This is a genomic window from Blautia sp. KLE_1732_HM_1032 (assembly GCF_025147905.1).
GTDB classification, from domain to species: domain Bacteria; phylum Bacillota; class Clostridia; order Lachnospirales; family Lachnospiraceae; genus Blautia_A; species Blautia_A fusiformis.
Genome location: NZ_CP102266.1, coordinates 2,372,335 through 2,386,846 on the forward strand (window position 1 = coordinate 2,372,335; position 14,512 = coordinate 2,386,846).

Annotated in this window: 7 protein-coding genes; all 7 read right to left on the minus strand. The window is 42.5% G+C overall.

Translation table 11 applies throughout. The annotated features are described in order from the left end of the window. Nucleotides 1–66 precede the first annotated feature (66 nt). A complete protein-coding gene (locus NQ489_RS11380) occupies nt 67–831 on the minus strand; it encodes a hypothetical protein (protein WP_005426531.1) in 765 nt (254 codons plus the stop codon). Continuing rightward, the gene (locus NQ489_RS11385) at nt 828–1,340 is read right to left on the minus strand and encodes an RNA polymerase sigma factor (protein WP_021650349.1); all 513 of its coding nucleotides are present in this window, start codon (nt 1,338–1,340) and stop codon (nt 828–830) included. Before NQ489_RS11385 ends, NQ489_RS11380 begins: the two co-directional genes overlap by 4 nt. A 277-nt stretch (nt 1,341–1,617) precedes the next feature. Beyond that, the gene (locus NQ489_RS11390; RefSeq protein ID WP_005426535.1) at nt 1,618–1,869 is read right to left on the minus strand and encodes a transposon-transfer assisting family protein; all 252 of its coding nucleotides are present in this window, start codon (nt 1,867–1,869) and stop codon (nt 1,618–1,620) included. Beyond that, a complete protein-coding gene (locus tag NQ489_RS11395) occupies nt 1,866–5,720 on the minus strand; it encodes a DUF3849 domain-containing protein (protein ID WP_044960642.1) in 3,855 nt (1,284 codons plus the stop codon). Before NQ489_RS11395 ends, NQ489_RS11390 begins: the two co-directional genes overlap by 4 nt. A 54-nt stretch (nt 5,721–5,774) precedes the next feature. Continuing rightward, nucleotides 5,775–13,559, minus strand: a complete 7,785-nt coding sequence (locus NQ489_RS17650) for an Eco57I restriction-modification methylase domain-containing protein (protein ID WP_021650347.1) — start codon at nt 13,557–13,559, stop codon at nt 5,775–5,777. A gap of 199 nt (nt 13,560–13,758) precedes the next feature. Further along, entirely contained in the window at nt 13,759–13,860 is a 102-nt protein-coding gene (locus NQ489_RS11410; RefSeq protein ID WP_015524590.1) for a putative holin-like toxin, read from the minus strand. A gap of 130 nt (nt 13,861–13,990) precedes the next feature. After that, complete coding sequence (locus NQ489_RS11415; protein ID WP_044925916.1) at nt 13,991–14,461, minus strand: helix-turn-helix domain-containing protein; 471 nt, start codon at nt 14,459–14,461, stop codon at nt 13,991–13,993. Nucleotides 14,462–14,512: the final 51 nt, after the last annotated feature.

A 14,512-nucleotide genomic window follows, 5' to 3' on the forward strand; every position in this document is an offset into this window, starting at 1 on the left:
CAAATTCCTCACATTTCTCTGATTACGACCGTTGTGTGATTTCTCGTAATTGACACCATAATAGTCTTATACACTTGCCCCATTACTCTCGTAATATCTTTCACTGCATTTCCATACTCGCCAAATACTGTAACACAAATATAAAACAGATAATATCATCATTCCACACCATATTGATGTAGATATATGCTCATAAATACTATCTTTGAGAACTACAAGCGTCCAAACAGCGATCCAAATCAGACAGGAAAATAATGTGGAAGATACATAATCATCTCCTTTACTGCAAAGTAATCGAAAACATATGCAGCATGTCACATTCATTGGCAAAATAAATTGTATTAAGATATCCATAAATGCAATCTGTAACACAAAAGTGCTGGTTATCAAAAACACACTCAATAGGCAAACATCTACCATGCCGAAGAGTAGCATTCGTGCGGCATATATATTCTTTATGGAAAAAAATGTTGCACCTTCTACTTCCATAGCCCCATTGCTTCTATTTTTCCAGAGTTCCGGAAGTATCAATATTACAAAACTCGGTGCCAAAATCCCCATGCAGCGCCTTGTATAAATACTACTGTCTGATAAGAACATTGTCATCCAAAGGATTAGTAATACTGCCCCTTGAGCAAACCACCAGTGCTTCTGTATATACGAAGCTTGCTGATATAAAAATTCTAACCATGACATATTTCTTTCGATTTCTCCATCCCAATATGCTTCTTTCGATTTTATAATGGTCTGTTGTAATTTTTTCTCATCTATATTTCTATCCTTCTGATTTTTTGCATACGCATGCAATTTTTCATCAACTGTCATCATCATTTCTTATCCCCCAGATAAACACTCAACAATTCTTTTGCTTTTCCTATCCTATATTTTACAAGAGGAAGTCCTATGCCAATAATATCTGCTACTTCTTTTAATTTCAAATCCTGAAAATAATGTAGAATAACTACTTCCTGCAAATCTTCTGGAAGTTTTTTTATTGATTCTTCTATATCTATTTTATTCTCAATTACAGCAATTGGATTTTCCCCCTTATCTGGTAACGCTTCCATCACAATATCTCTTTTTTTCTTATAACTATCCCGACATAAATTTCGAGCAATCACATACAAATAATTAGCAGTCTTTCCCAAATGATGATACGATCTAAATGATCGAAAAAAGTGTTCAAATGTTGCTTGAGTAATATCTTCTGCATCACAGTCTGTGTATGTATGTAATCGACAATAATTCCGTATAGTTGAATAGTATTTTTTTACGAATACCTCTATAGCTTCTTCATCACCATTTTTCATTTTGTGAATCAAAAGAAAATCTGCATCCACTTCTTTCCTCCTTTTTCTACTGAAAGCACTTTCTATTATATATAACGAATAAATTGTACAAAAAGATAGTCAAAAATATTTTTCTTACTTTTTATTATATCATTAATTACACTGCTCTTTTACATACTCGCTTTATTTTACTATGATGCATTGTGAAATTTAAAAGCCAATAATAAAATTTATCATATTAATAATATGTGCCAGTTTCTCAATCGGATTGGCTACTTTCTCCAATTTAAATAAATTCTATCTAACACTAATTCACACAAAATATTCTCTATTTTTTATAATTATCTTCCAAATCCGCTTTATAATCTTCCAGATCCATAAGAAAAATTTCATAGCCTTCATCACTCATGCAGAACAGCTTTCTTATGGTATTGCAGACAAGCCCGATCATATCCGCATCCCCTTTCAGAAATGGAATGATATTGTCGATAGCTTCCATCGTATCATTTCGGTTGCCTTTATCAAACATTGCGGTCACTAAGCATTCATCTGTATCAAAGTTCATTGCAAGATTCATCATAATTCTACATTTCCCTTCTTATGTGCTTTGGATTTTTCAGTTGCCATTTCTTTCTGCTCCTGTGCTTTTGCTCTTGCCTGGAACTCTTTTAACGACTGCAGCACGGATTTTTTCAGTTCCCCTTTTCCACCCTTTGCAGGCTCTTTGTTTTGTTCCCGGTTCGATTCTACTGATACGGATTCTTTCTTGAATGGTGTTTCTGAAACTTTCTGTTTCACTTCCACGGTCTGTTCTGCCTCCTGCACTTTTCCATGTTTCTCATTCAGATACTTTTCCATGTCATTGATTGCTTTCTGTACCAATGGGCTTTCCTTATAATGTGGAATCATATCAATCAGATCCCTGTCTATCCTGTCTCCACTCATGAGTCCGTATTCCCCGGAATAATCCTCATCCCCGTCCTGCAGATCAAAACCAATCCCTTTGATTCCATGCAGGCGTTCTGCCGGAATACTTTCATAGATTTTGATTGCTTCTTCCAGAGTAAGATTATTATGGTACTCACCCATGACCGGGAACTCCATGCACTCTGCTACATAGAAACTGATCGTAGCTTCTGGCTGTTCCTGTTCTGATTGTCTGGTAAAGATAGAAAAGGTTTCTGCATTTTCTAAACGGGAGAGCAGTGACCGGGCAGTTATCACATCACTGTCTATATCAGATTCTTCCGATACTTCAACCAACCAGTCCTTTAAACACCCTGTTTTCTTATTCAGAATGTCCTCTGTGATTTTCTTCACCTGTTCTTCCCTGTTCTCAACGATATCTTTATACTCGTAAGTGTCATATTCATAGCTGAAATTATCTAAATCCACCGCCAGCTTTTCGATTTCCTTCTGATCAAGATAGGCTTCTGACTCTTTCATATATTCTGCCAGAGTGATTCTTTCTTCTGCGATAGGATTGATGTCCACCTTAATACCTGCCATTGCTATACCATGAGCATTTAATTCATTGAAGAAACTGTCCTCCCGGATATTGCCACGATAAGAAAGCACCACATCAAGGTCAGAATCATCTCTGTAAAGTTCCTCTCTGCTTCTGGAACCATGCACCCTTGCTGCAAGCAGCTCTACTTCATTTTCTAATCCCATATCTTCCAGAATACCCTGTGCGTGATACAAGACACCCCGTTCCACTTCTGCCCTGCTAAGACCATTTAATGCTGCTTCATCTCTTCCAATCTCAGAAGTCGCACGAAGCTCACCTGCCTGTAGTAAATCCTTTGAATGTTGGATGGTCATTGCCTCAAATTCTTTATAGTCCACTTTGACACATTCCATATCATCCATTCTTTCACTTTTTAAGATTTCATAAGTAGCTTTCTGAACAGATACTTTGGGATCGTCATAATCATTGGAATGGATTTCGTGCAGGTCAGAATCATAAAAAATATAAAAATAGCCTTCTTCCGTTGCCTGTACGGTCAGATACCCTTTGCTCTTGGTAAACTGCATTACAATTCCCTCACAGGTATCCACTGCTCTTTCCCTGTCATAATCCTCAAAAATACTTGGTGGACAATTCTTTAATAACTGTGCCAGCTGCATCTGCCGTTCGCCTGCTTCTTCCACTTCTGCCATCAAATCCTCATAGTCAACGGGAACGGCATTTTCCAGGGACATATCCTCATCTTCAAGAATATCTTCCATTGCCTGACGCATAGAAATATCAGGATTATCATAGGCACCGCCGTCGATCTCATCATAATCCAAAGCATAAAAGGTATAATCATAGCCTTCCTCTGTTCTCTGGATTGCAAAATACCTATCGTCAATCTTATATGCCAGTTCATCCGGCTCCAGTTCCGGCATAAGTCCCTCTACAGAAATCCCTTTCTCCTGCAGATATTCTGAAATAGCTTCCAATGCTCCTGCATCATACCCATTCCAGAGATCTTCTGCAATAAGCTGACCATGTTCCGATACGATAATCCCTGCCACATCTGAACCATACTCATCATGTTCCATGAAGAAAAACTTCTCCCCTGCATACTCTCTTTCATCCACCGTATGCCAGGTTCCCGCATGTCCATCTGCTTCAAATCCTCTGGTATCTGCTGTAATGGTAACTTCCGCTTCATCTAACGCCTGTTCAATCTTCTGCATCCGGATCTCTGCCCTTGCCATATCAATAAAACCATCTAACACTGCTGGATGGCTTTCTATCACATAATCCTGATTCAGATTCTTCCCCTGATTGATATTTTCCGGGATTTCGATATGTTCTGCCCAGTCTTTGTTCTGCCTGGAAAATCTGCCGTCATAAGAAAGTTCCCGGAGCGTATTTGCCATAACAAACGTCATACGTTCTTCTCCAAACTGCTCTAACACTTGCGTTGCGGCATCTTCCTCTAAATGCAATCCGTCAAATTTTAATGCGATCGCTTCCTCGATTGCTTTCTTACAATCAATGTTTAACTTTCTGGAATCCAGATAGGCATCTACATCCCTTTCTTCCATTGCCTGAGCAAGTGTTCCTTTATAGACTGGGGGATAGGCTCTGGTATGATTATTTTCCAGCATCTCCATTCTCTGCTGTACAAAGTCCGGAAGTTCCTCAAAACCGAAAGAATCCACATAATAAGCCTTTGTCTCCGCCGTCCGGTTTATAACTATGACGTCGCTTACCGATAAGGAATGTCCATGAAAATCGTTCGGGCGGTTGATATTAAATCTCTCAAAAATATCCTCTAATGTAATCGTTGGTGTCCACGGAGCCGCATACACCATCCTGTAGTCTTTCCCCTCAATGGTATAGCCTAATTTTTTAGCCGATTCAAACCCCATAAACTGATAAGTATGCTCTCCGCCCGTATCCATCTGATAGATTGCAAAACGACCGCTTTCTCCATGAAAAAGCAAAGTTTCATCAATCATTTCCGCACTGTCCTGTTCCAGTTTTTCCTGTCTGGTGGCAGATGCTTCTTTTTCTTCATATTGCATGATATTTTCTCTTTCCAGCTCATGCATCTGCTCCTCAATGTTCCCAATGATCTCTGCAGATGTTTTTCGGATGGTATCCATTGATGCTTTCAACGCCTTCATATCCCTGCTCTCGCACCAGCTGGCGATATAGGTAAACGAATATTCTGAAGTATCCAGACCAAAATGGTTGCAGACAATATAAGCGATACTTTCTGCTTCCACTTCCTTTGTTGTTTGGTCTTTTAAGACGCCTTCCACATCCATTACTTCCCGGTCATGCAGCAATGCGTGGCTCACCTCATGGACTCCGGTTTTCATGGTCTGGAGATTGCTCATATCTTCCTGAATTGCGATATACTTTTCTGTCTGATGGTAATACCCCTTTGCTTCCCCTTCTATCTGCATCATGCGGATTGGCACAGGGGAAATGTTCTGCAATGCTTCCATGAACGTGTCATAAAACTGTACGCTCCCGGTAAGTTCCGGTACTTCCAGTTCTGCAATCGGCTCTCCCTCTGTCTGGCTGACATCAAATACTGTTGTCACACGAAACCTTGGAATGACCATCTCCACAATCTCTGTTTCCGGCTGACCGTCATCCCCGATCACTGGCTCTTTTGTTACAGGGTCAATCTTTTCAATCTCCTGTTTCTCACGGATGGGTGCCGGTGCGATGATCTGGATTCCTTTTTCCCCTCTCTTTACATGGCGGTTAAACTTCTTCTGCCACGCCTGATACCCTGCCACCAGAATAGCCTCCGGTTTCTGCATGGTGATCAGAAGGGTGTTATTAAAACTGTAATTATGGAACTTGGACATGGTATTCAGATATTCTGTATATCTCTCCGAAGTAAAGATTTCTTTTACTCCCTGCTCCAGCCGTTCCGATATTTCTTTTAACTGTTTTTCTATATTATTTGCCATAAACAAACCCTCCATTTTATGTCCCCGCCAGAGAAAACTCTGACGGGAAATCTTTTATAACTCCTGTTCATGTTTTTTCTTTGCAGCTTTCTGTACAGATGGCTGTTCCGCTGTATTCTGCTGTGCCTTCTCCTGCTTTAAGCGTTCCAGAATAGACGGCTTATGGATTCTGTCTGCTGTTTCCGGAAGTTCTTTTTCTTCTATGGCATCCCTGCTGTCTGTGTTGCTTCCTTCTCTGCCAATATCCTCATCTGCCATAATCGTCTCATTACCCTTTTCATCCATGTTCAGCAATGCATTTAACTCGGATAGCCGTTCCATCTTTTCATTCAGCTCTGTTTCTTTCGGAAATGGCTTCTTTACCTCTTCCTGTGCAGTAGCAAGCTGCTGTTGTACGGTTTCTAACTTCTGCTCACTTTCCGTCAGCTTCCTGTCAATGGAAGAAAGCGTGTTATGGATACGCTGCATATTTCCTACAGGGTCTTTTCCGATCTCCAGCTTATAAGAGCATTTTCCTTTGACCGTCAGTTCAAACGCATTGGAGAACATATTGTAGGAAGCAGATAACGTAAACCCATGATATTCCCCAACCTTTCCGCCGGTGCTGACGGTTTTTAAACCTGCACAGGCGGCGATCAACGCTTCGCCTGCTTCTTTCTTATCTTCATAAAGGACATTCCCTACCGTCATGGCAAACGTGTCATTATCCTGTAAATCCACGCTTTTTACTACCTGCGAATCCACCTGCATCCCGGCAATCCGCTCTTTCAATGCACTGATCTGTACCGGGAAATTCTTTGCAATATCGGATTCCAGACGGTAAATCTGACTGGTATGGTTTGCCTTTAAGAGTTTCAGCTTACTCACCTGCACATCCAGATCCATTTTTTCTTTAATGTGCGGATTACCTGTGGCAAGTGCCTTGATCTCTGCATAGGACAGTGCCGTATCATCCACATCTTCACAAGCCCTGACCGGGGATTTACTGGTCATGATCTGGCTGATGAACTTCTGCTTATTCTCCAAAATCTGCCACATATACGCATCAAAAGTGTTCTCCGTCACATACCGGAATATCTTTACTTTGTCATTCTGGTTTCCCTGTCTTAAGATACGTCCTTCCTGCTGTTCCAGATCAGACGGCTTCCACGGACAGTCAAGGTGATGGAGGGCAATGAGCCTGTCCTGTACGTTGGTACCAGCACCGAGTTTTGGAGTGGAACCCATAAGGATTCTCACCTGCCCGGCCCGTACCTTTGCAAACAAATCTGCTTTCTTTGTCTCCGTGTTGTATTCATGGATAAACGCAATCTCTTCTTTCGGGATTCCCCTGGCAACCAGTTTGTTTCGGACATCATCATATACATTGAAAGTCCCATCCCCTTTTGGAGTAGACAAGTCACAGAAGATCAGCTGTGTTGTCCGATCTGCTTTTCCCTCGTCCCATACCTGAAAAGCATTTTCCACACAGGTATTGACCTTGCTTTTTTCTGCATCCGGAAGGAGTTCATTTAATAGCCTCTGATCCAATGCACATTTTCTTCCGTCATTGGTAATCTTGAGCATGTTGTCCACCGTTGGATTCACAAGACCGGCTCTTACTTCTTCCGCACGTTCCGAAAAGGCACTGACCATTTCCTGCTGTTCTTCACTTGGTTTTAAGACTTCATTGATAAACTCTGCTTCCGGTACAGGAAGATTCAGCATATCCGATGTCTGAATATCCGCAGCTTCCTTAAAAATGGAGATCAGCTCTGGAAGATTAAAAAAACGGGCAAACCGTGTTTTCGCACGATAGCCCGTTCCTTCCGGTGATAATTCGATTGCGGTTACTGTCTCTCCGAACGTTGCCGCCCAGGAATCAAAGTGTCCCATACCCATACGCATGAGTGTGTCATACTGGAGATAACGCATGATAGTGTAAAGCTCGGTCATACTATTTGATACAGGAGTACCTGTAGCAAAGGTGATTCCTCTGCCGCCTGTCAGTTCATCCATATACCGGCATTTCATAAACATATCCGAACTTTTCTGTGCATCCGTCTGTGAGATACCCGCCACATTCCGCATTTTTGTATACAAAAAAAGGTTCTTAAAACTATGGCTCTCATCCACAAACAGCCGGTCTACACCCAACTGCTCAAAAGTTACTACATCATCCTTTCTGGTCTGGTCATTGAGTTTCTTCATCCTCGCCTGCAGACTCTTCTTTGTTTTTTCCAACTGCTTGATGGTATAATTCTGCCCTGCCTGATGTGCCGCTTCTTCAATGGAAAACGTAATATCTGCGATCTGATCTTCCAGCATGACAATCTGCCGTTCTCTTGAAAGAGGGATTTTCTCAAACTGCGTATGGCCGATGATCACGGCATCATAATCCCCTGTCGCAATACGGGAACAGAACCGTTTTCGGTTTGCCGGCTCAAAGTCTTTCTTCGTTGCCACCAGGATATTTGCTCCCGGATAGAGACGTAGGAAATCACTGCCCCACTGCTCGGTCAGATGGTTTGGCACAACATAAAGATTCTTTTGTGAGAGTCCCAGCCGTTTTGATTCCATACCGGCTGCGATCATCTGGAACGTCTTTCCTGCTCCTACGCAATGAGCCAGTAACGTATTATTTCCATACAGCACATGAGCCACTGCGTTTTTCTGATGTGGCATCAAGGTGATCTCCGGGTTCATGCCGACAAACTGAATATGGCTTCCATCATATTCCCGTGGACGGATGCTGTTAAATCGTTCATTATAAATTTTACAGAGATTTTCCCGTCGGTGCAGGTCTTTAAATATCCACTCCTTAAATTCCTCTTTGATCAGCTCCTGCTTCTGCTGTGCCAGCATCGTTTCCTTCCGATTTAATTCCCGGTGTTCCCCATCGGCATCCTGTACCGTGTCATAAATCTTGGTATCTCTAAGGTTTAAGGCATCTTCCAAAAGGCGGTAGGCATTGGCTCTCTGTGTTCCATATGTGGAAGTAACAAGGGCATTTCCGTAGCTGTCCACATTTTTTCCCATAACATTCCACTGTCCGGTCACTTCGGCATACTGGACTTTGACCTTGCTCCCTACATAATATCTTGGTGTATGGAATGTTTCTGTCATGAACCGTGTAATGTAATCCTCGGAGATCCAGGTTGCCCCAAGTCTTGCCTCAATCTCTGACGCATCCAGATCTTTTGGCTGTACCTGCTCCAAATACTGCACGTTCACCTGATATTCCGGGTGATCTTCTGCAAACTGTTTGGCGATCTGAAGTTTCTCCCTCACATTTCCAGACAGATATTCGTCCGATGGCTCCCATTTTTCACCGATCGGGTTCTTAAAGATCACCCCTGCCAGTTCTTCGGTAAGCTCCTCTTCTGTTTTCCCGGAAAGCTGTGCCATATAGGAAAGGAAAACGCCTGCCCTCTCACCAATGGAAACCGCAAGTGCTTCACTGGCAGTATCCACGGAAGTTACGGTTTCTGCCCTGCGGATCGTCCTTTTGGTAAAAATATCCGCTTTCCGTTTCAGTTCTCCCTTATCATCCAGAAATTCCAGAGAAGTCAAAAGACAATAACTGCTGTCCTGACTAAATGCCCGCTTATTGGCATTGCTGCTGATAAGACCATATTTTGCTGTAAAGGTATCGTATTCTTCATTGAGTTTTCCCTGCAGCTTTGTGATCTGTTCATCGCTTCCCTCTTCCATCTGACACCGGATCAGTTCATTCGTAACATCACGAATCTTCACCATCCCTTTGACACGTTCCGCTGTCATTGCCGGAAGCTCCATGCGGTTCATCACAGAATTTTCCCGGTAATAGACTTCCTCATTCACTACGATAAAACTGAAATTCTTTACATCCGGGTCTGCCGGGATAGAGACAACATCCTCTTCCAACTCTGTATCCGAAAGTTCCAGTTCCGTGATCGTGCCATGGATATTCCTAATCGCTTCTTTTAACTGTTCTTCTAAGGTAATGCCTTCTTTTGGTTTTACGGTCACTTCCTGCTTTCCGTACTGGGTACTGTCTGTAGTAAAATCACCAAGCACCATTTCCGGATGCTCTGCAAAATAAGCATTGACCGAATAACCTTCCGGTGTTTCCTTTAGATTTAACCATTCCGGTTCCTCAATGGATGCCCTGTCCCTTTTCTGGAAAAACAAAATATCAGAAACAACACTGGTATTAGCATTTCTCTGGAACGCATTATTCGGTAATCGGATAGCTCCAAGCAATTCTGCCCGGTTTGCGATATACTGTCTCACTGCCGGATTCTGCTTATCCATCGTTCCACTGGAAGTTACTACTGCAACTACGCCACCGGGACGCACCAAATCAAGGGATTTTGCAATAAAATAATCATGGATCATAAAATGATGCCGGTCATATCTGCGGTCACTGACCTGATACGCCCCAAATGGAACATTACCTATCACGCAATCAAAAAAGTTGTCCGAATAACTGGTTTCCTCAAATCCCTGCACGGCAATCTTGTTTTTCTGGTAAAGCTGTTTTGCGATCCTGCCCGAAACCGGGTCGAGTTCCACACCATACATATTGGCTTTGCCCATACTCTCCGGAATCAGTCCCATAAAGTTACCGACTCCACACGATGGTTCCAGGATATTTCCCTGTTTCAGTCCCATATTTTCCAGTGCTTCATACATACTTCGGATCACGGTCGGGGATGTATAAAAAGCATTTAAGGTCGATGCCCTTGCTGCACTGTATTCTTCTGGCGATAAGGTATTCTTTAATTCCAGATACTCATTCGCCCAGCTACTGTTATTCTCCTCAAATGCCTGTGGGATGCCACCCCAGCCAACATAACGGGATAAGATTTCCTGTTCTTCGGGTGCTGCCAGACGTTCTTCTTTCTCCAAAGTCTGTAACAAATGGATGGCTTCCATATTTGCCTTATACTTTGCTTTCGGACCGCCTGCCCCAAGGTCATTATCCTGGATACGGAAGTTATGTGGTTCTAACACAGCTTTTTCCTGTTCCTGACTTTTCAGAATAGATTCTTCGGCAGTAACCTCTTCCTCTTCTATTTTCTCCACATCTGACATATCTACTACGGTCGGTTCTGCCACTGCCTTCGTATCTAAGAAATCAAACATGGTCATCTGGTGCCCGGATGGTTCCACAAAAGACGGTTCTGCTTCCGGTGTCGGAAATATCGTATAGGTTCCTTCTGCATACTGGTGGAGTTCTGAAAGAAGTTCTGTTTTCTGCTGATAGTTTGTCCCATACGCCTCAAAATCTAATGACAAAGCTGCCAATGCTGCATCCATCTTCTGTAACAGTTCCTCTGTCTGCTCTGTTCTTTCCAACACTGCCATCAATTCTGCTCTCGACACAGCCCCAAAAAAGTCATTGGTAAATGGTCTGTCTATTCCTTCCGGAAGACGAGCATAAAAACTAAGTATCTTATTCGCCATCTGTTCCCGTTCATATTCCGGCATACGAGCATAATCTTCTGCCTGCAGGAACTGGTCATTCTTTATCAAATAGGATATTCTATTGGCAACTTTCTTCCAAGATAATGAAATTGAAGCATATGGGCTATTATCATCACCTCTTGCAAGAAGCAGTCCTTTCCTGTCATAATTTACATAAAAATCATCTACATCAGGCAGTGCATGAATCCTTTTATTAGCTCCATACTTTTCTTTAACAAAATCTGTTCTGGATTTTTCATTTTCATTTAACAGATAAAAAGAATACGTTTTGAGCCTATCTTTTGAATAAGGGCCACCCCTTGCGAGAAAAGAATCTATCTCATCCTGCGTAATAAACATCTGATGTTCTTTCCACACAAATCCGTCCCTTGCCTGATAAGGGATGACCTCATCCGCAAACTTCTGAAACTGCTTTGAGATATTTACAGGATTATAATGATGGAAACGCATAATAGAATGATTTTCTTCATAGGCTTCTGCCAGTGCATCCAGTCTTTCATTCAGTTCCGAAAGCCACTGGGGATCCTCCAGCTTTTCTTCCAGATAATCCGTGATCTCCGGATAGATACTGCGAAGATGTGGTAAGTCCTTTTCGTCAAAAACAATCTCCGCTACTCCTTCTGCCATATCCCCTTTCATATAGGCAAGAGCCTGGGCGTGTTCTTTTACTGCATTACTTCTTGCCGCATCCAATACAGACTGCGGTGCATATTCACCCTGATCTAAAAGCTGATGGATACGTCCGCTGACATCTTCCCATGATAAAAATGCCTTATCTAAGATATGGTCTGTAACTGTATGCCCTACTGCGATCTGCATCCCGGTTTCATCAAACCAGACTGAATATTCATTTCCATCAATCTGAAAGCCTTTTCCCCCTTTGCGGTATTCACGCTTCACAAACTCCGTATATTCCTCCGGTGTCTGTTCACTCATGAAATTATAGATGACCCGGAGCTGGCTGGCTTTCCGGTTTCCTCCTGTCCGTAAGATCTCATCAACAACTTCCTCTGGAATCGGGATTTCTCCGGCATAAAGGGCAGCTGCCCTTTCCTCGATCTGCCGTCTTTGTTCATTTGCGGTTGGATATTCGGGCAAAGATAAAGCAGAGGCGATCTCTTCCTCTGCTTTACTCAATCCATCTTCTCTTGTATCTTCGACTAACTGTATACCAATTCCGTCAAGATGCTCTCTTCCGCTGTTGCCATCAGTGCGTTCATGTGTGCTGTCCATGCCATCGGATCTGCTTCCTTGTCCGGTGCCGGATTCTTCTCCAGTAATTTCTCCATCTGGCTGTCCATTCTCTCCTGTGCTGCTTTCTCGATCTGTTCCAGATGGCTGTTCAGCTTCCCGGTCAGGAACAGGCTCTGATAAAGGCTGTTCTTGTGTTCTTTCAGAAATGTCCTCCGCAGCATCCCATATTTCCCGATCGTCACTTCTTCCTCTTCGACGGTCAGATTCGGAAACAGGTAATCTCCCTTGCGATGATATGTCAGTTCCATAATCGTTTCCTCCTTCATTTTCAATATTTTCTTCTTTTTTCGTTTCTGCATCCTGATTTTTAATTTCGCGTATTAACGTGGTAAAGTTATTATAATTCCTTTCATTGGATTTTTCAACCTCTTTTCTCGCTTCTTCCAGAGAAATTTTATGTACGGTCTTTCCAATATCAATCAGAATACTCTCACTGAGCTGGCTTGCCGCATTTCCAAGGAAGGTGAGAACTGACAGACGGTTATAATCTGTGATATGCATGAAGTCCTCTTCTTCCAGAAGTTCCATCGGGTCAAGCCCGCATCGCCTGGAAAGCAGATAGTAAACACTGTCTGTTGCCAGCTGACGAAAATCACTGCGGATCGTCACCTCATCCAGATCTTCCAGATAAGTACCTTCTACAGCATATTCCAATCCATCCAGGTATTCCTCCAGATTGTCATTGACCATTTCCCTTGCGACCGCCATCAATGCGTCCTGCAAAGTTGCCGCATCCTTTTCTTCCAGAGCATAGACTTCTGCCAGATGGGTGAGGATCTCTTCTCTCTGGTGTTCCTGCATCTTCCAAAGATATGGGCTTCTGCCTCCGGCTACCATGTGGGTATCCGAAATATCAAACACATAACGAAGTTTGGTATTCTGCCAGGTTTCATCAAACAAGGCAATTCCTCTTGCACCACGATTTACCCAGCGTAACATCTTTTCATTCCATAGTTCCAGTGATGCACAGGCTGTTGCGTCTGGACGCTGTGCATGGATCAGAAGCTGGTCTGAAAAAGAATAACGATATAACCTTGATGCTGTGTCCATATAATCCATCCAATCCCCTGGCGAACTGCTCACTGATACGGCATGTTCCTGCACCAAGTTTCGGATGTCCTGTAGTTTAGACATTTAACTTCCCTCCTGTCAATAAAAAAACAGCCTACTCTTTTTAGAATTGGCTGTATAAAATGTACTTTACTTTTCGGAGAGAAAATGCTATATTCTAATTGAAAAGAGTAACCGCCCACAAGGTGGATGCTCCTGGATTAGGTTTTAATTTATTTTGCTCTCAAAGAGAGCTGCCTATCCTGTTGGCAGACAGGGTAGGCTATTTTTTTCGCTTGTTGTCCCTATTATCCAAATAGGCAAGCAAAGCAATCAGAAACGTACCGCCTAAGAACAATAAGCTCAAGACTTCGTATGTATCCATTCGCTCCACCTCCCTTCTTCTGTATCCCTTAACGGGATCTGAAAATCCAGGAGGTTTTTACCAACCCTGTACACGGTTACTCCAGTAATATTCTAACAGGTAACTCTCCGCAAAGCAATTCCTTTTTACTTCATACGGTTTTATATTCTGTTTTTCTCTTATCCTCTGGCCAATGCAGTTTCCATTCCAGATATTCCTCTTCTGTGATTCTTCCATCGCCCAGTTTCTGCTTTTTCCCCATCCATTCCTGCAGATAAGACATTGTTTTTTTATCCCTCATTGTGATTCCAACTGTTTCACTTTCTGAATCATTTAGCAGGAACAGATGAAAAAGCCCTCTATTTTCTTCATCCATCCAGAATAAAGTTTCCATTAATTCGTCCATTGTCGCAATTCCAGGACTTAAAAAATTTCGGACATCAACTTCCAATATTTCTGCTATCCGGATAAGCGTTTCCTGCTTCGGTGTACGCTGTCCACTTTCATATTGGGCGATTCTCACATCCGCACTACTTTCCCCATATCCTAATCTGCGTCCCAATTCCTTTTGAGTTATGTTGCGAAACATACGGATTTTTCTTATTCTTGCTCCTAATTTCAATTTCTTCTCCTTTTCAAAATGGGGCTGTGCAGTAACCACAGCCCCAGAACA